17 protein-coding genes are annotated in these 21,410 nt (G+C 33.0%); 6 read left to right on the top strand and 11 right to left on the bottom strand.

What is annotated here, in order from left to right; genetic code table 11:
- Positions 1-50 precede the first annotated feature (50 nt).
- From Q0935_RS05590 to Q0935_RS05570, 5 genes are all read left to right on the top strand, one after another.
- On the top strand, positions 51-473 hold the full coding sequence (locus Q0935_RS05590) for a hypothetical protein (protein ID WP_299383183.1): 423 nt from the start codon (positions 51-53) through the stop codon (positions 471-473).
- Between the two features lie 150 nt (positions 474-623).
- Positions 624-1,706: an efflux RND transporter periplasmic adaptor subunit gene (locus tag Q0935_RS05585; RefSeq protein ID WP_299383182.1), complete on the top strand. Its 1,083-nt coding sequence runs from the start codon at positions 624-626 to the stop codon at positions 1,704-1,706.
- A gap of 25 nt (positions 1,707-1,731) precedes the next feature.
- A complete protein-coding gene (locus tag Q0935_RS05580; RefSeq protein WP_299383180.1) occupies positions 1,732-4,983 on the top strand; it encodes an efflux RND transporter permease subunit in 3,252 nt (1,083 codons plus the stop codon).
- Positions 4,976-6,424 carry a TolC family protein gene (locus tag Q0935_RS05575; protein WP_299383178.1) on the top strand — a complete coding sequence of 483 codons (1,449 nt, stop codon included), beginning with the start codon at positions 4,976-4,978 and terminating at the stop codon, positions 6,422-6,424. Before Q0935_RS05580 ends, Q0935_RS05575 begins: the two co-directional genes overlap by 8 nt.
- Before the next feature lie 68 nt (positions 6,425-6,492).
- On the top strand, positions 6,493-7,404 hold the full coding sequence (locus Q0935_RS05570; protein ID WP_299250414.1) for an ABC transporter ATP-binding protein: 912 nt from the start codon (positions 6,493-6,495) through the stop codon (positions 7,402-7,404).
- Here the strand turns inward: Q0935_RS05570 and Q0935_RS05565 are convergent, their stop codons facing one another.
- The 5 genes from Q0935_RS05565 to Q0935_RS05545 all read right to left on the bottom strand — a co-directional run bounded on the left by Q0935_RS05565 (position 7,405) and on the right by Q0935_RS05545 (position 15,731).
- Entirely contained in the window at positions 7,405-7,854 is a 450-nt protein-coding gene (locus Q0935_RS05565) for a 3-oxoacyl-ACP synthase (protein ID WP_299383176.1), read from the bottom strand.
- Positions 7,851-8,534 (bottom strand): monofunctional biosynthetic peptidoglycan transglycosylase, encoded by a 684-nt coding sequence (gene mtgA / locus Q0935_RS05560; protein ID WP_299383173.1) that lies wholly within the window; start codon positions 8,532-8,534, stop codon positions 7,851-7,853. The genes Q0935_RS05565 and mtgA overlap by 4 nt, the downstream gene beginning before the upstream one ends.
- Before the next feature lie 4 nt (positions 8,535-8,538).
- Positions 8,539-9,654 (bottom strand): FAD-binding oxidoreductase, encoded by a 1,116-nt coding sequence (locus Q0935_RS05555; protein WP_299383171.1) that lies wholly within the window; start codon positions 9,652-9,654, stop codon positions 8,539-8,541.
- A 252-nt stretch (positions 9,655-9,906) separates the two neighbouring features.
- On the bottom strand, positions 9,907-12,735 hold the full coding sequence (locus Q0935_RS05550) for a T9SS type A sorting domain-containing protein (RefSeq protein WP_299383169.1): 2,829 nt from the start codon (positions 12,733-12,735) through the stop codon (positions 9,907-9,909).
- 230 nt (positions 12,736-12,965) lie between these two features.
- The gene (locus tag Q0935_RS05545) at positions 12,966-15,731 is read right to left on the bottom strand and encodes a reprolysin-like metallopeptidase (RefSeq protein WP_299383167.1); all 2,766 of its coding nucleotides are present in this window, start codon (positions 15,729-15,731) and stop codon (positions 12,966-12,968) included.
- A gap of 90 nt (positions 15,732-15,821) precedes the next feature.
- On the opposite strand from Q0935_RS05545, the gene Q0935_RS05540 reads away from it, so the two are divergent.
- On the top strand, positions 15,822-16,343 hold the full coding sequence (locus Q0935_RS05540; RefSeq protein ID WP_299250426.1) for a hypothetical protein: 522 nt from the start codon (positions 15,822-15,824) through the stop codon (positions 16,341-16,343).
- Positions 16,344-16,381: 38 nt separating this feature from the next.
- On the opposite strand, the gene accC is transcribed toward Q0935_RS05540, so the two are convergent.
- From accC to pdxA, 6 genes are all read right to left on the bottom strand, one after another.
- The gene (accC, locus tag Q0935_RS05535; protein ID WP_299250428.1) at positions 16,382-17,734 is read right to left on the bottom strand and encodes an acetyl-CoA carboxylase biotin carboxylase subunit; all 1,353 of its coding nucleotides are present in this window, start codon (positions 17,732-17,734) and stop codon (positions 16,382-16,384) included.
- A 79-nt stretch (positions 17,735-17,813) separates the two neighbouring features.
- Complete coding sequence (gene accB / locus Q0935_RS05530) at positions 17,814-18,290, bottom strand: acetyl-CoA carboxylase biotin carboxyl carrier protein (protein WP_299383164.1); 477 nt, start codon at positions 18,288-18,290, stop codon at positions 17,814-17,816.
- A 36-nt stretch (positions 18,291-18,326) separates the two neighbouring features.
- A complete protein-coding gene (locus Q0935_RS05525; RefSeq protein WP_299250432.1) occupies positions 18,327-19,322 on the bottom strand; it encodes a beta-ketoacyl-ACP synthase III in 996 nt (331 codons plus the stop codon).
- Between the two features lie 177 nt (positions 19,323-19,499).
- Positions 19,500-19,703, bottom strand: a complete 204-nt coding sequence (gene rpmF / locus Q0935_RS05520) for a 50S ribosomal protein L32 (RefSeq protein WP_013869593.1) — start codon at positions 19,701-19,703, stop codon at positions 19,500-19,502.
- A 9-nt stretch (positions 19,704-19,712) separates the two neighbouring features.
- A complete protein-coding gene (locus tag Q0935_RS05515; RefSeq protein WP_299250434.1) occupies positions 19,713-20,252 on the bottom strand; it encodes a DUF177 domain-containing protein in 540 nt (179 codons plus the stop codon).
- 72 nt (positions 20,253-20,324) lie between these two features.
- On the bottom strand, positions 20,325-21,404 hold the full coding sequence (gene pdxA, locus Q0935_RS05510; protein WP_299250437.1) for a 4-hydroxythreonine-4-phosphate dehydrogenase PdxA: 1,080 nt from the start codon (positions 21,402-21,404) through the stop codon (positions 20,325-20,327).
- Positions 21,405-21,410 lie beyond the last annotated feature (6 nt).

Below are 21,410 nucleotides of genomic sequence, written 5' to 3'. Positions count from 1 at the left end.
CATTTTTTGTTTTGCAGTAATAGTCAATTGGTATAGCTTTGCATTTGGAAATGAAAAAAATTACCACTAAATATTTATCGTTAATAGTACTCTTCTTATTCGTAGGAGCTACCAACGTATTTGCAAATACTAGTGTTGATACTAACAACCCACAAAATAACGGTCTTAAATTTGAAGCTTCAAACCATGCTTCATCTAAAAAATATTTAAGTCACGGTTCTCACATTACAATTGATAATAATGAAGAGATTCAATTAATTTTCGATTTCACTGAAATTGAAGATACCGAAAACGAAGAGTCCGTTTCTAACGCTACTATTATTCCTTTTAGTAGTTATATTTCTACATTTTTTAATGCACAATTATTAAGCGATTTATCGGCTCAGCTTCAAGAAGAAGCGACCCATTACAAACCTCAACTTTGTCAACCTTCGACAAAGCTTCACGTTAGACTATCAGTTTTCATAATCTGATAATACTTTCTTTTCGCAAATCAAATATCTATTGATTTGTTACCACATCACAATAAATTAATATAACACAAACAGCCATACTTATGCTCTATTTGCAAGGTTTGGCTACAATCACATTTTATTTTACCAATTTATTTCAAATTAAAAATTATGAAAAAAATCTTTATTTTCATGGGTTTATTCGCATGTCTATTTCATACAAGTTGCGAAACTAAAAAAGAAGAAAAGAAAGAACACGTTGCTTTTCTTGTTACCAATCCTATTAAAAAGGACACCACTATAACAAAAGATTATGTTAGTCAGATTCATTCTATTAGACACATAGAATTAAGAGCTTTAGAGAGAGGCTATCTAAAAAGCATATCTGTAGACGAAGGACAACATGTTAAAAAGGGACAAGCCATGTTCCAAATCATGCCAAATATTTATCAAGCCGAATTACAAAAGGCTAAAGCCGAAGCTAATGCTGCAGGAATAGAATTAAAAAACACAAAACTCCTAGCGGATGGTAATGTCGTTTCACAAAATGAATTGGCTATGGCAAATGCTAATTTAGACAAAGCTAACGCTGAAGTTTCTTTAGCGCAAACACATTTAGGTTTTACTAGAATTACAGCACCTTTTGATGGTATTATGGACCATCTAGAAGCTAGAGAAGGTAGTCTTTTAGACGAAGGCGAGTTACTTACTACGCTTTCTGACAACAGCAAAATGTGGGTATACTTTAACGTACCAGAAGCAGAATATCTAGATTATATTACCAGCGCAGACAAAGACATTAAAAAAGAAGTTGGCTTACTAATGGCTAACAATAAACAGTTCAACCAAAAAGGAATTGTAGAAACTATTGAAGGAGAATTTAATAGCGAAACAGGAAACATTGCTTTTAGAGCGACGTTTCCTAATCCAGATGGTATTTTAAGACATGGTGAAACAGGTAGTATTTTAATGAGTGCTCCATTTAAAGATGTCATTATAATTCCTCAAAAAGCAACCTTTCAAATCTTAGATAAAACCTATGTTTTTGTTGTAAATAAAGACCACGTTGTTAAGCAAAAAGGAATTACTATTGGTGCAGAATTGCCTCATCTATTTATTGTAAGCGAAGGACTTACCGAAAATGACACCATTTTATTAGAAGGTATTAGAATGGTTAAAAACAATGAAGAAATAGAAACTAAGTTTTTAGAGCCAAACAAAGTAATGTCTGAATTAGACTTATACGCTGAATAATTTTAGAATTTAATCTACAAAAGACATGTTTAAACAATTTATAAAAAGACCCGTTCTGGCTATTGTCATTTCGGTTATCATTCTATTTATAGGTGGACTTGCCATTAAGCAACTCCCTATATCTCAGTTCCCACAAATAGCACCAACTACGGTAAATATTTTTATCGCCTATCCAGGTTCAAGTTCAGAAGTATTAGTAAATTCTACATTAATACCACTTGAAACAGCCATTAATGGCGTGCAAGATATGCGTTACATCGCATCTGATGCGACAAGTGCAGGAGAAGCAACCATTCGTGTTATTTTTGAACCCGGTACAGATCCAAACGAAGCCGTTGTTAGGGTTAAAACACGTGTGGATCAAGTAATGCCATTACTGCCAGAATTAGTACAACGAGAAGGTGTAATTATAACACCTATTCAACCTAGTATGTTAATGTACGTTAACCTTTCTAGTGCAGACAAAAACAATGATGAAAAGTTTCTCTACAACTATGCTTACACTAAGGTTATTCCAGAAATACAACGTATTAAAGGTATTGCAAGTGCTCAAATATTAGGAAGTAGAAAGTATGCTATGCGTGTTTGGTTAAAACCAGACCGAATGAGAGCTTATAATATTTCTGCCGAAGAAGTTTTAGAAGCCATGGAAGAACAAAGTATTCTTGCCAGGCCTGGTCGTTTAGGTCGAAGTTCTGGTATGACCTCGCAGTCCCTAGAATATGTTTTAACTTATGAAAATAGGTATAATGAGCCCGATCAATACAAAGAGATAATTATAAGAGCCAATAAAGAAGGTGAAATTATACAATTAAAAGATATTGCAGATGTTGATTTAGGAAGTGAGTTTTTTGACATCTACTCTAATTTAGATGGCAAACCATCGGCTTCTATAGTACTTAAACAAACCTTTGGAACAAATGGTAGCGATGTTATAAAAGCCGTAAAAGAAAAATTAGCAGAGCTAGAAGTAGACTTACCTCCAGATGTCGATTTTCAAATTAGTTATGATGTTTCTAACTTTTTAGATGCCTCTATAGAACAAGTTTTACACACACTTAGAGATGCCTTTATTCTAGTTGCCATTGTGGTATTCTTATTTTTAGGAGATTGGCGTTCTACATTAATTCCTATTATAGCGGTACCAGTATCTTTAATAGGTTCCTTTTTTGTGATGCAATTATTCGGACTTTCCATAAACCTAATAACACTTTTTGCATTGGTATTAGCCATTGGTATTGTAGTCGATAATGCTATTGTCGTCGTCGAGGCCGTGCATGTTAAAATGGAGGAAGAACACCTCACACCATACAAAGCATCTTATGAAGTTTTAGGTGAAATTGGAGGTGCTATTATAGCTATTACTTTAGTTATGGTTTCGGTATTTATACCTATTTGCTTTATGTCAGGTCCTGTTGGTGTTTTTTATCGTCAATTCTCAATTACTATGGCTGGTTCTATTGTTATTTCAGCTATTGTTGCCTTAACATTAACACCTGTTTTATGTGCGATGTTACTTAAAAATAATCATGGAAAAACTAAAAAATCGCTTGTAGATAAGTTTATTCTTTGGTTTAATAGAGGTTTCGAGAAACTTACAGGAAGGTATGTTGCAATACTTAATAAAATTGTAGCAAGACGTATTGTAACTTTTGGAATATTAGCAGCTTTTTGTGTCGGTATTTTCCTGACTAACAAAGTGCTACCTGCAGGTTTTATTCCTAATGAAGATCAAGGAATGATTTATGCCATTATCCAAACACCACCAGGAGCAACGTTAGAGCGTACTAATGAAGTAGCCAAAAAACTTCAGAAAATATGTGAAAAAACCGAAGGTGTAGAATCTGTATCTTCTCTTGCTGGTTATGAGATTATGACCGAAGGTCGAGGTTCAAATGCCGGTACCTGTTTAATTAACCTAAAACCTTGGTCGGATCGAGAACACTCTGTGCACGAAATCATGGAAGAACTTGAAGAAGAAACCAAAGATTTAGGTGCCGTTATTGAGTATTTTGAACCACCAGCTGTACCTGGATTTGGTTCTTCTGGAGGATTTGCCATGCGTTTATTAGACAAAACAAACTCGACAGATTATCATCATTTTGAAAGCATAAATAATGACTTTATGGATGCTTTATCAAAACGTAAAGAACTTACTGGTTTATTTACATTCTTCTCAGCAAATTATCCGCAATACGAACTAAAAATAAACAATAAAATTGCAATGCAAAAAGGTGTTACCATTAGTAAAGCAATGGAAAACCTAAACATTTTAATTGGTAGCACTTACGAACAAGGATTTATCCGTTTTGGTCGATTTTTTAAGGTTTACACACAAGCAGGACCAGAATACAGACGTTTACCATCGGATCTTGAAAAGCTTTTTGTTAAAAATGAAGAAGGAGAAATGGTACCTTATTCTGCATTTATGACGATTAAAAAGAAGCTTGGACCAAATGAAATTACGAGATACAATCTTTACAATTCTGCTTCCATAAGAGGCCTACCAGCTGCTGGATTTACTAGTGGAGACGCTATAAAAGCAATTAAAGAAGTTGCTGCAGAACAACTACCAAGAGGATATGATATTGCTTGGGAAGGTTTATCATACGATGAAGCAAGTAGAGGAAATGAATCTACATACATTTTTATAATAGTATTAATCTTCGTTTATTTTGTTTTAGCCGCGCAATACGAAAGTTTCTTATTACCATTTGCGGTAATATTATCACTTCCTGTTGGTGTATTTGGGTCTTTCATCCTACTAAAAACTATGGGACTAGCAAACGATGTTTATGCACAAATTGGTGTTATTATGCTCGTTGGTTTGTTAGGTAAAAATGCCGTATTAATCGTAGAGTTTGCTGTGCAGAAACAAAAACAAGGTGCTACAATTTTAGAAGCAGCTATCGAAGGTTCCAAAGCCCGTTTTAGACCTATTTTAATGACCTCTTTTGCTTTTATTGCAGGATTAATTCCGTTAGTTATGGCAACAGGTGCAGGTGCAATTGGCAATAGAACTATTGGAGGCTCCTCTTTAGGAGGTATGCTTATTGGAACGCTTGGAGGCGTACTAATTATCCCTGGTTTATACTACATATTTGCAAAAATGGCAGAAGGAAAAAGTCTTATTAAAGATGAATCTTTTGAACCATTATCTGAAGAATTTATTAGAAATAGTGAATCTGCTGGCTTACAAACAAAAGAGAATACCGAGCAAATAAGTAAACTTAAAAGTCTATTTAAAAAACTAAGTAAAAGAAACAAAGATGAATAATTTTATAAAAAATATAAAAGTTAGAAAACTCTATTTAGTAAGTGTTTTAGCACTAGTATCCTTGTATTCTTGTGTACCGACTAGAACTGTTAGAGAAGAAAACAAAACGGTTCCAGAGTTGTATAACTCTGAAACAGAAGACACCACTAATACAGCAGTTATTAAATGGAAAGAATTCTTTACAGATCCTAATTTAGTAACGTTAATAGATACTGCTTTAGCTAATAATCAAGAGCTAAACATGATGTTACAGCAAGTAGATATGGCTAAAAATGAAATAAAAGCAAAAAAAGGAGAATACTTACCTTTTGTTGGTGTTTATGCTGGTGCTGAGGTAGAAAAAGTTGGAGAATTCACTAGAAATGGTGCTGTAGAAAAACACCTTGACATTCGTGAAGAAGAAGAATTTCCAGAACCATTAACTAATTTTTCAGCAGGACTTTCTGCTTCATGGGAACTAGACATTTGGAAAAAGTTACGCAATGGAAAAAAAGCTGCTGTCCTAGAATATTTAGCTTCTATTGAAGGTAAGAATTTTATGGTAACGCAATTGGTTACAGAAATTGCAAGTTCTTATTACGAACTTATGGCACTGGACAATCAGCTGGAAATTATCGAACAAAATTTAGAGATTCAACAACAAGCTTTAAAAATGGTTAAACTTCAAAAAGAAGCTGCGAGAGCAACCTTGTTGGCTGTTAGACGATTTGAAGCTGAGGTTTACAAAAACCAAAGTAATAAGTTTCAAATTCAGCAAAAAATAGTTGAAACAGAAAATTTAATTAATTTTCTAGTCGGTAGATATCCACAGTCTATAAAGAGAAGTTCTAACGGTTTTATTACCAAAACAGTAGATACAATGTATTCAGGTATTCCTTCTCAATTATTAGCAAATCGACCAGATATTAGAAAAGCAGAATACGAACTATCTGCTTCTAAATTAAACGTAAATATTGCAAAAGCTAACTTTTATCCTTCTATTGGTATTAAAGCAGGTGTAGGTTTTGAAGCTTTTAAACCTAAGTTTTTAACTAACACTCCCGAATCCTTAGCTTATTCTTTAGTTGGTGATATTGTATCTCCTTTAATTAATAGAAATGCGATTAAAGCAGAATATCAAAATGCAAATGATAGACAATTACAAGCTGTTTTTGAATATGAAAAAACGATATTAAATGCGTTTATAGAAGTACAAAATCAATTATCTAATGTCGAAAATCTAAAAAAAAGCTATTCTTTAAAAGAAGATCAAGTACAAGCGCTTACAGAGTCTATAGATTTATCGCTTAAGCTTTTTAGATCTGCAAGAGCAGAATACACAGAAGTGTTACTAACACAACGCGAAGCTTTAGATTCTAAAATAGAAATTATAGAAACTAAAAGAGACCAATTACTAGCTAACGTAAAGTTATACCAAGCTTTAGGTGGCGGTTGGAATTAAAACGCCCTATTATTCAATTTAAAACCGCTCAAATTTTTGAGCGGTTTTTTTTATGTTATTTTTGTACTATGCTTCAAGTAAAAAACCTCAAGTTCTCATATAAAAAAACACCAGTTTTAAAAGACCTTTCTTTTAATGTAAAGCCAGGAGAATACCTTGCTGTAATTGGCGAAAGTGGTTGTGGAAAAAGCACGCTTTTAAAAGTACTTCGTGGAGAATACGACTTAAATAACGGAACTGTTTTCTGGAAAAAAGAACAAATTCTTGGTCCAAAACACAATCTTGTTATTGGTTACGATTTCATGAAATATGTAGCGCAAGAATTTGAGTTAGAACCTTATATATCTGTCGCTGAAAATATTGGACAACACCTGTCTAATTTTTATAAAGAAGAAAAAAAGGAACGTACTGCAGAACTTCTTGAAGTTGTAGAACTTACTGCTTTAGCATCAACTAAAGTAAAATTATTAAGTGGTGGGCAAAAACAGCGTGTTGCCTTAGCTAGAGCTTTAGCAAATGCACCAGAGATTTTGTTATTAGATGAACCTTTTAGCCATATCGATAATTTCAAAAAACAATCGTTACGTCGTAATATTTTCAAATATTTAAAAGATAAGAATATTACATGTATTGTTGCTTCTCACGACAAAGAAGATGTTTTAGGTTTTGCTGACCAAATGATGGTATTAAACGACAATAAAATTGAAGCCTATAATACGCCTGAGCAATTATACAAAAAGCCAGAAACTCCTTTAATCGCTTCCTTTTTTGGTGAGTTTAATATTATAAACGATGTTATTGTGTATGCACATCAATTAAAAGTAGTTGAACAATCTCAATTAAAAGCAACTGTTAAAGATGCTTATTTTAAAGGGAATCATTATTTAATTGAAGCTGATTTAGACGGGAATAGAGTGTTTTTTGAAAGCGAAATAGAGCTTGAAGAAAAGAAAGAAATCTACCTCTCTATATCTTTATAATTATAAAACCTCAGTAATAGTAAATTCATTGGCTCTAAAAGCAATGGTATCTCCAACCGTTTTCGACATCAATAAAAGGCCTATTGGAGTATTAGGAGAAATAGCATAAAACTTAATACTATCCACCTCCAATTCTCCAGCACTAATACTTATAAAATAGTTTGCTTTATTGGTATAAACTACACTACCAAGTATCACTTTTTTAGACTGATTACTCGCATTAATTTTAGATAGGTTCGTCTTTATTTTTAAAATTTCAGCCAATTGGTTTCCTGCTTTTTCTCTTTCTAATTGTAGCATAGCACGACCTGTTTCGTGTTTATCTCCTGCGCTGCTTTTAGTCTCACTAAGTAAAGATTCTTGAATTTCATCCATTGTAGCCTTAACTGTTAACAAACGAGCATCAATAGACTCTAGACATAAATTATATAGCTTTTCTTTTATACTCATTGTTTTTCTTTTAGTTCTAATGTACCATAAAACTGCATTTGATTTACAATCCATTGTTTCCGCTTTTGAATATAAGCAGAAGCAGGATTCGCACGATACTTTCTTGGACTTGGTAATATAGAAGCTATTGCTGCAGCTTCATAAGCTGTTAGCTTAGCTGCTGGTTTATTAAACCAATATTGAGATGCTGCCTCAATGCCATAAATACCATTTCCCATTTCTATACTATTTAAATAGACTTCGAGAATACGCTCTTTACTCCAAATTTTTTCGATTAAAAAAGTAAAATACGTTTCCAATCCTTTACGAAACCAACTGCGTTGTGGCCAAAGAAACACATTTTTTGCTGTTTGCTGGCTTATTGTACTTCCTCCTTTTACGCGTTTGCCTTTTTTGTTATGCTCGTAAGCTTTTTCGATGGCTTCGATATCAAAGCCGTTATGTTTTACAAACTTGTGGTCTTCAGTACAAATAACAGCTAATTGTATGTTTTTAGAAATTTCTTCTATTGGTTTCCAATCGTGTTTCCACATTTTTTTATCTGAAGTATTTTCAAAATAACGAATCACCATTAACGGCGTTACAGGTACTGGAACATACTTAAACACAAGTACTAATCCAACCGAAAACACAACGCCCCAAAAGAAAACTTTAATTAAAAATTCGAAGATTTTTTTCATTTAGTTACAAAGTAATATCTGCTAACTGTTTCCCAATAGTGCTACCAATAGCAACTCCCATTCCTCCTAGTCTTACACCACAAAACACATTATTACTTAATTGTTTTACTATTGGTTTTTTTTGACTTCCAACACCCATGATTCCGCTCCAACGGTGTTCTATTTCAAATGGTGTGTTTGGTAAAATGGTCGTTTTAAGCAGCTCTTCTAACTTGTTTTGAATGAGATCTGTTTGAGACATTTCGGTGGTTTCTTCTGCTTTAAAATCTAAATTTCTTCCACCTCCAAACAAGATTCTATTGTTTATATTTCTAAAATAATAGTAACCTTCATCTAAATGAAACGTGCCTTTTATATGTAAATCTTTAATTGGCTTTGTAATTAATACTTGTGCTCTTGCTGGTTTTACTTTTTCTTTTATTAATTGTGATGCGAAACCATTTGTGGCTATTAATAATTTAGCAGATGTAAACTCAAATTGGTTTGTTTTTATATTTACGGTGTTCTCGTTATCTGAGAATTCTTCGACTAAAATATTGTTTAATATTTTAATGCCTTTTGCTTGTGCTTTTTTAAGCAAAGCTTCCATCATTTTACCTGTATCTATCTGCCCTTCGAGCTGATTAAAAATAGTGTTTTCTTTTATTTTTTTAAACTGAAAACTATTCGGTTTCAAACTAAAAACGTCTGCATTAAATACTGGTTTTAATAAATTATTTATCTCTGTTATTTTAGAAATACAGTTTTGAAATAAATTAGAATTAGTGTCTTGAAACAATTCGTAGCCTCCCAATTGTTGGTAGTCAATAGTCTTGTCTCCTATATTGTCTCTTAAAAGCGCTAAGCCCTCAACTCTCTTTTTAACTAACTCTATTACTTCTTGTTCTGTATGCGTGTTTAAATCGTCTATAATCTCGCTTAAACTGCCAAAACATGCAAATCCTGCATTTTTAGTACTTGCTCCTTGAGGCAACATTCCTTTTTCTAATATAAGAATGTTTGCTTTTGGGTATTGTTCTTTTAATTGTAACGCACAATTTAGGCCTACTATTCCGCTTCCAACAACTGTATAATCTATGTTGGTTAACCATGTTTTTATTTCCCAGTAAGATAAATTCATGATGCTAAGTTATTATTTTATTTTTAAGTGTTGCTCTGTGTTAAGGATAGAAGTGGCATCCTTTTTTTTCTTAAAATTAATACTAGTTTAATTATGTGTCTATTTTCTTGACTATGGATTCCTGCCAACGAAGTAATGACAAAAAAAGATATAACGGATAGCCTGACTTTTGCTTTTTTGTAGCAAAAGTAACACCATAAAAAAACTCCGAAATTGCTTTCGGAGTTTTTAAAAATATTAGTAGTTGTAATCTTACTCTACAATAATCTTTTTAGTAATTGTTCTTCCGTCGTTATTTATGTTTAATAAATACATTCCAGATTGTACGTTTCCTAAATTAATAGTCTCTTTAAATGTTCCTGAGTTAGTATACGATTTTTTGTAAACTGAACGACCTCTAATATCGAATACTGATAACGTTACGTCTTTAGAAACTGAGCTAAATTGTAATGTAAATTCTCCATTATTTGGGTTAGGATACACTGAGAATGTATCTTGTAAATTAAAGTTATCTACAGATAAAAGCGCTGTTAATGTACCAAAGTAATAAGTTCCTGCAACTCCTGTTGTTAAAGATGCTGTTAATTTATGATTTGTTCCAAATGCTGTTATAGTTAACGCAGCAGATTCATCTGTTGTATCATTTTTAACATACAATGCTGATCTATCGTTACCTGTTACCGCTTCCCATCCTGCAAGCTCTGCTTCTGTAAAATAAAAGCTAATTGTTGATGCATCTGTTGCACTTGCATTAACACTTGTTACATCAAATGTTTTCGCTGCAACAAAATTAGATGGATCTGAATCGCTATACTGCACTGCATCTGCTCCTGCTGTTGCAACATCTCTAGAAACTTCTGCAGTAGTACAACCGTAATCGAAACCACCTGTGTTGTCTATATCTAACATAATGTTATTTGAACTAGAATCTATATAAAATGCATTTCCTGATCCATTAAGATTATTGCTATCTAAAGTTGCATTATTTACAATGGTTTGTACTTCTGTTCCAACAACTGAAGTTACTGTAACATCGTCTATAGAAATAAAATCTTGATCTACAGTATCCCAATGTCTAAAAGCAATATAAACTTGTGCCTGTCCTGCCATTGCAGAAAGATCTAAAGTATGCGCTGTTGGTGATCCAGTGTCGCCTGCATCTCCTAAAGTTTCTGTTAATGAAGTTGCAGAGTTGATTAAAACACTTATATCGTTAACTGTACCAACGTGTATACTATATTTTTCTGCATCCCAACTTGCTGCTGCAACTTGTGTTATCCAGTTTAATGTTATTGTACCACTAGCAGATGATAAATCTATTGCTGGTGAAACAGCCCAGTTATCTGGTGTTAATGGATTAGTTTGCCATGATCTTGAAATTAATGATACTGGAGTTACAAAACCGCCTGCACCATCACCAATAGCAAATAAATCTCCCCAGTTGTTAGCATCTCCATCACTATCTGTTAATGTCCAATCTGAAATATCTTCATCATCAAAATTGTCACTAAAATAAGTAACTGTTGCTGTATCTGCTATTACAGAATCATCATTAAGAATAGTAGTAATATAATTATTTGTACTTGCAACAGCATCTCCTGTAGTTGTTACGTTTATTGCTATATTAATAGTTTCGTCTGCCTCAACAAAGCTGTCGTTAAAAACTCTTAAAATAACACTATTACTAGTCGTTGTTGTTCCTGCTGCTATTGTTACAGAGTTATTAATGAATTCGAAATCTTCATTTTCTGTAGCTGTTCCAGAATTTGTTAAGTTAACTGTTGCTGTTGCAGAAGCTGCGGTAGCAATACTTAAATCTATTACAACATCTGTAAAGTCACAATCACTACCTTCATTAATATTTTCTAATAATGTAGAAGATATATATATAGTAGGCTCTACAGTACAAGCAGTAGATGTATTTAGCTCAACTCTTCTAGGAGATGCTCCCATAACAGCTTGAATTCTATCTTTTTGATTTTGAGTAAACGTATCCATACATGCATCATTTGTATAATCCATATAATTTTGTACTTGATCGTTTCCTGCTGATGTTGGACATGAATCTGCTGTTAAATCACAAGTGTAATTTGCATCACCAGCGTTTGGTGTATCTGCACAGAAATCATCTGCAGTACAATCTCCATCTCCCCAAATATGTCTTAAGCCCAGCCAGTGACCAACTTCGTGAGTCATTGTACGTCCTAAGTTATATGTTGGGTTTAAAATAAAAGTACCGTCATTAGCATCGTTAGTTCCCATAGCATCAAAAGACGCTACTACACCATCTGTATTAGCAGATCCTCCAGAAGCATTTAAACCTCCTAATCCAGGTGTATTATCTGGAAATTGTGCATAACCTAAAAGACCTGATAAACCTCCATTTTGCAATGATAATCCTCCTGCTCTTATTGTCCACATATTTAAATACTTAGTAGGATCCCATTGTGTTGCCATTTTCATTGCTTGAACATCTGATCTAATTTCCCAATCTGCTCCACCAGCACCATCTGCAACATCATTACTATAAGGTGCTATATTATGTCTTACAATACCAGATGTAGCTGCTCCATTTTCATCTACCTGTGCAATACAGAAATTTAATTCTACATCAACAGCTAAGTTTGTTGTGTTAGCACCACCTCTTGTTCCTGCTAATCTTCTAAAATCTTCATTCATTACCTGAATTTGAGATAAAGCTTGAGCATCAGTAATATTTTCACCTGTTCCTATAGCATCTCCATTATGAATAATATGAACAACGATTGGAATATTAAAAACAGACATAGAAGACTTCCCTGCTAATCTATCTTCTTTTAATTTAGCTATTTTAGGAGCTAACCACTCTTCAAATTCTTGAGTACTTGAGCGATTAGGAAATTCTTTATTCAAAGCAATTTCGTTCTCATCTGTTAAACAACGAGCATAACCTGTTGTATTGATTGAATTAATAGTTTCTGCTGTTAATTCAAACTCTTGATACGAGTTTTTAGATGTTTTCTGATTACTATTTTTTTGTTGTGCTAAAGCAGCAAGACAATAAAAAAACATTAAACAAAAAGTAAATGTAGTTTTTTTCATGATTGTTTATGATAATATTATTTTAAGCCTTAAAGTTAAAAATAAAACGGAAGGTTTTGTGTTAAAATTCTATTTAATATTTATCTACATACCCTACCAAACCTATAGAGAATTTAATTTTTAAAGGTTTTTTAGAAAAAAAATTACTACTTAATTAACAATACATCTTATATATAAAAAAACTCCGAAATTGCTTTCGGAGTTTTTTTAAAATATTGATAAATGTAATATTACTCTACAATAATCTTTTTAGTTACTGCTTTAGTACCATTATTTACACGAAGTAAATACATTCCAGACTGTACACTTCCTAAGTTAATAGTTTTACTAAAATCACCTGAGTTATTATAGTTGTTTTTAAATATAGAACGACCTCTAATATCTATTACTTCTAAATTTATGTTTCCTGTCGCTTCATTAAACTTAACTGTAAACTCTCCATTATTTGGATTTGGAAATACAGAGAATGAGTTTTCTAAATCAAAATCTTCAACACTTAAAGGTGCAAGTTCTAGTGTGCAAATTTCTAAATCTACAGTATTAAAAACCATGTTACTTGAACCTAAATTTGCAGCCATAAATCTCCAAGTTCCGTTCATTTCTTGACCATCAAAAATACTTAAAGGTATTGCTCCTGTAGTAAGGTTTGCAGTAGTTACTGTTCCTACTAAAGGATTGGTACCACATACTATTGGCCCTGAAGCTTCATCATCGAAAGTTACTTGTATGTTAGCACTACCATCTGTAGCTGTACATGGTCCTGCTGCGTATAGGTAAGATCTATTTAAATCTGTTCCTCCTGGTCCGTTTGGAGCTATAATTGCTAAATGTAATTGTGATAGATTAGATGTCGTTATATCATATTTTACATTAACATCAGATATAATACCAGAATCTGTTACATCTTCATCAAAAAACTCAAATGCAGTTGCATTAGATGCGATGGTTTGATTGATAGCATAAGAATAAGTTGTACAGGATTCTGTAAAACCAAACCCTATAGCAATTCTAGCTGTGTTAATATTAAAAAAGATATTATTACTTCCTTTTACCATTATTCTACAATTCCCTTCTACAATATCAGGAACTGTGATACTATATGTTCCATTATTAGGAACAGCAGTTGCGATAGCAGTGTTATAAGTTAAACCTCCATCAGTAGATAATAAAATATCTACATTAGGTGAGTTTACTGCTCCTGCGTTTGTTCCTGCAACATCCCAAGTAATAATTTCTGTATCTCCTCCTACCCAAGATGTTAATGAACTTTGAGAAGTAACGGCAAAAGGTATTGTATTTGCACTATTAACAGTAACAGCCATTTCATCTACAGCCGTTTGTCCACCAGAAATATCATTATCTCTAACTGTAAGTCTAAAATTTTGTGTTCTTGCAACAGAAGCTAATTTCTCCCAAGTTGTGGAAACACCTCCAGAAATAAGAATATCTTCCATTCTAGGAATAAATCTTGTTTGGCTTGATGTTCCTGTATAAGATCTTACCATTGGTCCAGAAGTATTAGTTTCTAGAGGCAAACCTGCTGCTCCTAAATCGTATTGCTCCCATGTATATGTATGTGTTGCTGTTCCATCAGAATCTGTAGAAGTTCCTGTTAACATATAAGGTGTAGAACTTGGAATAATGTAATCTGCTCCAGCATTAGATGTTGGTGCATTATTACCTGTATTAGTCGTTGAGGCACATTGGCTATTACCAGTTGTAACGTTATCCCAAATCATTTGTAAACTCTTTTGATGAAAATAAGCGTCACTATTATTCTGTACATTTTGTGGTGCACATATTCCAGCATAAGCCATAATAGTTGATCCACTTCCAGGCTCGTATGCATTAGAAGCTGTTCTAGCTCCCGTAGTACAATTTCCTTCCGTACCGTTCCATGTATGGGGAGCACCAAATTGATGTCCTAACTCATGAGCAACAAAATCAATATCGTAAGCATCTCCAACTGGTGCTGGTAAACCTGTAATACCTCTTGCTTTATTTCCTGTACATGGAGAGTTTAATTGTGCTAAACCTCCACCACCTGTACTAAAAGTATGTCCAATATCGTAATTTGCAGAACCTATTGTCGCATTTATAACTGTTTGACTTTCATTAATTAAAGCACTTGCATTATCATTTGAAAAGTTATCAGAATTAACAAAAACGATGCTATCATTGTTTCCAACCAATGTCATCGTGATAGATAAATCTCTTTCATAAATTTGATTGTTTCTGTTTATTGTTACAACAACAGCAGCCATAACAGCTGTTCTTTTAGCTGCTTCACTATCTGCAGCAGTAAGTCCTGCCGCCATCCAATGGAATGATGAATACTCAATAGTAGTAGCAACTGCAATTCTAAAGTTTCTTAATAGACCATCATCAGCATTCCTTTGCATACTGATTTCCAAACCTTTATTTTCTTCAATTGCTTCACCATCAACTACACCACATTCCCAATTTTGATCTAATACTGGTAAATTCTTTTTAGCATAGACTATATATTCATTACCTCCTTTTGTATAAGGATCTATAAATTGAGTCCCATTATTATTCGACATAGACATAGTGTGCAATCCCTGAGATGTTATACTAAAACGAATAACTGTACCTGGTGTATTTACACTTTCTCCTACATATGTACGGATATTTGGATACTTATTCTGAAGCTCTTCTTCCATTATTGGAGCTTCTTTAATTCTATAAGCTTCTAAAGTTCCTTCTGCTGTAGGAAAATCTAAAAGAAGATTTGAAGCCCCAAAATAAGTATTTCTATTTGGTGCATTTTGAAGCTCTGCTTTTAAGGCATTAATATCTAATTGATAATAATCTGCCTTATTTGGTTCGCTTTTTCTAAAAGCGAGCTCCTTTTTTGAAGCAGCATTTTTAGATGTCTTATTCCATAAAGATTTTTTGTTTTGCGATAATGCAGGCAGTGTTATTAACACGCAAAGCATTAAAGTAAACAACCATTTAAAGTACTTTTTTTTCATGTCGTTATTTTTTAATGAAGTATAAATATAAATTGCTAATAGCTCAGTACCAAAAATTTGTAGTTAAATTTAAATTTATTACCTTTAAATATGAAATTATTATACACAACGCTTGTTTGTTTTTTTGCTATTGCTTGCAATACAAGCAAGAATTTAAATACAAAAACGCTTTTCGTTGATGAAACAATTTTATGTCCAGAAGATGGAATCTGTTCCTTTAATATTTTAAAAAATAAAACTTACAATATAAAAATCGACGAATTCGGTAATAGTTATTCTGAGCTTTTAGATGGAGAAAAAACTGTTTTAAAATTTGAATACAAACGAAATGAAATTGAAGGTTTTCAAGATTCTAATTATAGAGAGGTAATTTATATTGAAATTGACTCTAAAGGCTTAGAGTTAAATTTAACAGATGTAGATTTAAAAAAAGCTAATGTTGGCTTTGAAAGGTATTGTTTTTGTCGAGGACAAACAGGAGCTTACGCTATTTCTCAAGGGAATTTACTACTTACTAACATTAAAGAAAATGAATATAGTATAACTCTAAACTTTGCTACAGATAAAGTTCCACATGTTATTAAAATTATTAAAGAAAATTTTACATTATAAAAAAAAGCGACTTGAAATATTCAAGTCGCTTTTTTGTTTTAATCTTCTATTGGTTTTTCCATTACAAAATCTTCCATAAATTTTGTAGTATAGTTACCCGCTAAATAATCTGGGTGATCCATTAATTGTCTATGGAATGGTATTGTTGTTTTGATACCTTCTATTACAAATTCGTCTAAAGCACGTTTCATTTTATTAATTGCTTCTTCTCTTGTTTGCGCAGTTGTAATTAACTTTGCAATCATAGAATCGTAATTAGGCGGTATAGAATATCCTGCATAAACATGAGTATCTAAACGTACTCCATGTCCTCCAGGTGCATGTAATGTTGTGATTTTTCCTGGTGACGGTCTAAAGTCATTGAAAGGATCTTCAGCATTAATTCTACATTCTATAGAGTGTAATTGTGGTAAATAATTTTTACCAGAAATTGGCACACCTGCAGCTACAAGAATTTGCTCACGAATTAAATCGAAATCTATTACTTGTTCTGTAATTGGGTGCTCTACTTGAATACGTGTATTCATCTCCATGAAGTAGAAATTTCTATGCTTATCTACTAAAAACTCAACTGTTCCTGCTCCTTCGTACTTAATATATTCTGCTGCTTTTACTGCGGCATCACCCATTTTTTTACGTAAAGCATTCGTCATGAATGGAGAAGGTACTTCTTCTGTTAATTTTTGGTGACGTCTTTGGATAGAACAATCTCTTTCTGATAAATGACATGCTGTTCCTCTTGAGTCTCCTACAATTTGAATTTCGATGTGTCGAGGCTCTTCAATAAGCTTTTCCATGTACATATCATCGTTTCCAAATGCAGCTTTAGACTCTTGTCTTGCAGATTCCCAAGCTTCTTGTAAATCTTCTGGTTTCCAAACGGCACGCATTCCTTTTCCACCTCCACCAGCTGATGCTTTAAGCATTACTGGATAACCGGTTTCAACTGCTATCTTTTTACAATCTTCAAAAGTTTCTATAATACCTTCACTTCCTGGTACACAAGGTACACCAGCTTCAATCATTGTTGATTTTGCATTGGCCTTATCACCCATACGATCAATCATTTCTGGAGAAGCTCCAATAAATTTGATTTCGTGTTCGGCACAGATTTTAGAAAATTTAGCATTTTCTGATAAAAATCCATAACCCGGATGTATAGCGTCTGCATTTGTAATTTCTGCTGCTGCTATAATGTTAGACATTTTTAAATACGATTCGCTACTTGGCGCTGGACCAATACAAACCGCTTCGTCTGCAAATTTAACGTGAAGACTTTCGGCATCTGCAGTAGAATAAACTGCTACAGTTTTGATGCCCATTTCTTTACAGGTTCTAATAACACGTAGTGCTATTTCTCCTCTATTGGCAACTAATATTTTTTTAAACATAAATGCTAATAATTTTCAATATTCAAAAAACAAATCCCAATTTATATGGGAGTTTGCGAATTGAAAATTGGGATTTATATTAAGATGGATCTACTAAAAATAATGGCTGATCAAACTCTACTGGAGAAGAGTCGTCCACTAAAATTTTAACTACTTTACCTGATACTTCAGATTCGATTTCGTTAAATAATTTCATAGCTTCAATAATACAAAGCACGTCTCCTTCTGCTATAGTTTGTCCTACCTCTACAAATAATGGCTTATCTGGAGATGGTTTTCTATAAAATGTACCAATTATTGGAGATTTTACAGTTATGTATTTAGAGTCTTCGCTTTCTACTGGTGCAACTGGAGTTGCAGCTGCTGCCGGTGCAGGAGCTTGTGCTACTGGCATTTGCATTTGTGGCATCTGACCCATTGGCATCTGCTGCACAATTGTTGTCTCTTCAGATCCTGTTTTTATTGTAATCTTAACGTCTTCTGTTTCTAATTTAACCTCACTTGCACCAGATTTTGCTACAAACTTAATTAAGTTTTGAATGTCCTTTAAATCCATAATATTAGAGTTATTAAGTGTTTTTTGTTAGTTTTATTAAGAGTTGTAAGCCCACTTTAAATATATTGAGCCCCAAGTAAATCCACCGCCAAAGGCAGCAAAGATAATATTATCGCCTTTTTTTAATTGCGATTCGTAATCATTTATTAATAAAGGTAATGTTGCAGAAGTAGTATTTCCATACTTTTCTATATTCATCATTACTTTATCATTGTCTAATTCAATGCGCTTTGCAGTCGCATCTATAATTCTTTTATTGGCTTGATGTGCCGCTAACCATGCCACATCATCATTTGTTAAATTATTCCTTTTAAGAATTTTTTCTGCTACATCTGCCATATTAAAAACGGCATTTTTAAATACTGTTTTTCCATCTTGAAAAACAAAATTCTCTTTTTTAGCTAAAGTTTCTGCTGTAACAGGATATGAAGATCCGCTTGATTTTACTTGTAGAAATTCTCTACCAGATCCATCACTTCTTAAATATTCGTCTTGTAAACCTAAACCTTCTTCATTTGGCTGAAATAACACAGCTCCTGCTCCATCTCCAAAGATGATGCATGTTGCTCTGTCTTCGTAATTAATCATTGAAGAGTTTTTGTCTGCTCCAATAAGTAATACGTTTTTGTAGCGCCCAGACTCAATATATCTAGCAGCTGTTGACATGCCAAAGAGAAAACCAGAGCACGCAGCTTCTAAATCGAAAGAGAATGCATTTACTGCTCCTATTTGCGTAGCTGTATAAGCAGCAGTAGATGCGGCTTGCATATCTGGAGTTGCAGTAGCTACAATTACCAGTTCTATGTCTTCAGGATTTACTTTAGATTTTTGTAGAAGGTCTTGAGCGGCTTTAATAGCCATATAGGAAGTTCCTTTGCCTTCTCCTTTTAATATGCGACGTTCTTTGATACCTGTTCTAGAGGTTATCCATTCGTCGTTTGTATCAACCATAGATTCTAAGATCTTATTGGTTAATCTATACTCTGGCACATATGCGCCTACAGCTGTAATTGCCGCAGAGATTTTACTCATATTTTTAAGTTAATTTGATCGAAAATCGCTAGAAACCATCAAAAGAGGGCCGTATTTTATTAAAAGTAGCAATTTTCAATTAATTACGTGCAAATTAAGTTGTTTTTAACTTAAAGAAAAATATATAACAAAAAAAACGCCCACAAGTGAGCGTTTTCTATATGCATGCATAGTATATTATGCAATATTCTCTTCTGCAACAGCATTGTCAATTAATACTTGACCTCTGTAATATAACTTTCCTTCGAACCAGTGTGCTCTATGGTATAAGTGCGGCTCACCTGTTGTTGGGCAAGTTGCAACCTGTGGCGCAGTTGCTTTGTAATGAGTTCTTCTTTTATCTCTTCTTGTTTTCGAGATTTTTCTTTTAGGATGTGCCATTTTATTATTTTATTTATCCGTTAATAGTTTCTTTAATGTATTCCAACGAGGATCTATTTCCTCTTGGTCTTCTTTTATATCCTTTTCTTTAGGACTTAATTCTTCTAATCTTTCAAGTATATCTGAATCTAACGTACCATCTTCAATCCCAGGATGAATACGTTTTGTTGGCATGGCTAATACGATAAGTTCATATACATATTGTTGTATATTGATCTCGTATTCTCCATGAGAAATAATAAGAATATCTATATTCTCATCATTGTATTCTTCTCCAAACTTAACTACCAAATCGAAAGCATTTTCAATTGATTGGTCGTAAGGTTCATTAGTAACGTCACAATTAACGTTTACTGTTCCTGAAACTTCAAAATGTAGTTCTAAAAGTGTTGATTTTTTTATAAAATCGACATCAACTTTTAAATTACTACTGTTAAAGTCTTCATACCCGAAATATTCAAAGAACTTATTTTCAATATTAAAATCAAATTGATGCTTTCCTTCTTTTAAACCTACAAATGGAATTGTAAACTCTTTCAATGGCTTCATTATCACATCTATTTTGAGCCTGCAAATATACAAATTTTTATTTATCGAGCAGACTTATTAACAATTTTTTGTTTACTTCTTTTTTGATTCGTATTTTCTTTCATCAAAACGCTTCCTTTTGCTTATGGCTAAAGGGTTCTTGTTTAACTCTTCGAATTCGTTTCTGTTTTTAAAAATACTTACTGCTGTAAATAACGCTTCTTTAAAAGAACTAGTATCTGCAACACCTTTTCCTGCGATTTCGTAAGCAGTACCGTGGTCTGGAGAGGTTCTAACTCTGTTTAATCCTGCTGTAAAGTTTACACCTTGTCCAAACGATAATGTTTTAAAAGGTATCAAGCCTTGATCGTGATATGATGCAATAATAGCATCAAAACTTTTATAATTATCACTTCCAAAAAAACTATCTGCTGCATACGGACCAAATACTAATTTACCACTTTCTTTAATTTTTTTAAGTGTTGGTCTCATTACGGTGTCGTCTTCTGTTCCAATAACACCATTATCTCCAGTATGTGGATTAATGCCTAAAACAGCAATTTTAGGTTTACTTATTCTAAAATCGGTTTTTAAAGAGTTATAAACTGTTTCTATTTTTTTTGTAATTAATTCAGGAGAAATATGATTAGACACATCCTTTACTGGAACATGATCTGTTAAAAGTCCAACTCTTAAAGTATCTGTAACCATAAACATTAAACTATCTCCCTCTAGCTCTTGAGCTAGGTAATCTGTATGACCAGGGAATTTAAAAGTGTCTGATTGGATATTGCTCTTATTTATTGGAGCTGTAACTAAAACATCAATCTCCTCTTCTTTTAAAGCTTTTGTTGCAGCCTCTAAAGATTTGATAGCATACTCACCTATTTTAAGATCTTCTTTTCCAAAGTTAATATTTACGTTTTCTTTCCAACAATTAAGCACGTTTACTTTTCCATGAACAATCTCCTTTGTTGTATTAATGCCATTTAAATTAATATTTAATTTAAAATAGTTTTTAACAAAAGTCATTGTTTTTGTAGATGCAAAGATTACTGGAGTATAAAAATCCATCATTCTATTATCTTCAAAAATCTTTAATACAATCTCTGAACCAATACCATTTAAATCTCCAATCGAGATGCCTACAATTATTTTTTCTTCTCTCTTCATTAATAA

It is taken from the genome of uncultured Lacinutrix sp. (assembly GCF_947500605.1).
Taxonomy (GTDB): domain Bacteria; phylum Bacteroidota; class Bacteroidia; order Flavobacteriales; family Flavobacteriaceae; genus Lacinutrix.
This window is presented reverse-complemented; position numbering and strand designations above follow the sequence as displayed.

What these genes read in the sequence shown, in the direction of transcription:
- Q0935_RS05590 (WP_299383183.1), top strand. Translation starts at nt 51, where the DNA reads ATGAAAAAAATTACCACTAAATATTTATCGTTAATAGTACTCTTCTTA.
- Q0935_RS05585 (WP_299383182.1), top strand. Translation starts at nt 624, where the DNA reads ATGAAAAAAATCTTTATTTTCATGGGTTTATTCGCATGTCTATTTCAT.
- Q0935_RS05580 (WP_299383180.1), top strand. Translation starts at nt 1,732, where the DNA reads ATGTTTAAACAATTTATAAAAAGACCCGTTCTGGCTATTGTCATTTCG.
- Q0935_RS05575 (WP_299383178.1), top strand. Translation starts at nt 4,976, where the DNA reads ATGAATAATTTTATAAAAAATATAAAAGTTAGAAAACTCTATTTAGTA.
- Q0935_RS05570 (WP_299250414.1), top strand. Translation starts at nt 6,493, where the DNA reads ATGCTTCAAGTAAAAAACCTCAAGTTCTCATATAAAAAAACACCAGTT.
- Q0935_RS05565 (WP_299383176.1), bottom strand. Translation starts at nt 7,854, where the DNA reads ATGAGTATAAAAGAAAAGCTATATAATTTATGTCTAGAGTCTATTGAT.
- mtgA (WP_299383173.1), bottom strand. Translation starts at nt 8,534, where the DNA reads ATGAAAAAAATCTTCGAATTTTTAATTAAAGTTTTCTTTTGGGGCGTT.
- Q0935_RS05555 (WP_299383171.1), bottom strand. Translation starts at nt 9,654, where the DNA reads ATGAATTTATCTTACTGGGAAATAAAAACATGGTTAACCAACATAGAT.
- Q0935_RS05550 (WP_299383169.1), bottom strand. Translation starts at nt 12,735, where the DNA reads ATGAAAAAAACTACATTTACTTTTTGTTTAATGTTTTTTTATTGTCTT.
- Q0935_RS05545 (WP_299383167.1), bottom strand. Translation starts at nt 15,731, where the DNA reads ATGAAAAAAAAGTACTTTAAATGGTTGTTTACTTTAATGCTTTGCGTG.
- Q0935_RS05540 (WP_299250426.1), top strand. Translation starts at nt 15,822, where the DNA reads ATGAAATTATTATACACAACGCTTGTTTGTTTTTTTGCTATTGCTTGC.
- accC (WP_299250428.1), bottom strand. Translation starts at nt 17,734, where the DNA reads ATGTTTAAAAAAATATTAGTTGCCAATAGAGGAGAAATAGCACTACGT.
- accB (WP_299383164.1), bottom strand. Translation starts at nt 18,290, where the DNA reads ATGGATTTAAAGGACATTCAAAACTTAATTAAGTTTGTAGCAAAATCT.
- Q0935_RS05525 (WP_299250432.1), bottom strand. Translation starts at nt 19,322, where the DNA reads ATGAGTAAAATCTCTGCGGCAATTACAGCTGTAGGCGCATATGTGCCA.
- rpmF (WP_013869593.1), bottom strand. Translation starts at nt 19,703, where the DNA reads ATGGCACATCCTAAAAGAAAAATCTCGAAAACAAGAAGAGATAAAAGA.
- Q0935_RS05515 (WP_299250434.1), bottom strand. Translation starts at nt 20,252, where the DNA reads ATGAAGCCATTGAAAGAGTTTACAATTCCATTTGTAGGTTTAAAAGAA.
- pdxA (WP_299250437.1), bottom strand. Translation starts at nt 21,404, where the DNA reads ATGAAGAGAGAAGAAAAAATAATTGTAGGCATCTCGATTGGAGATTTA.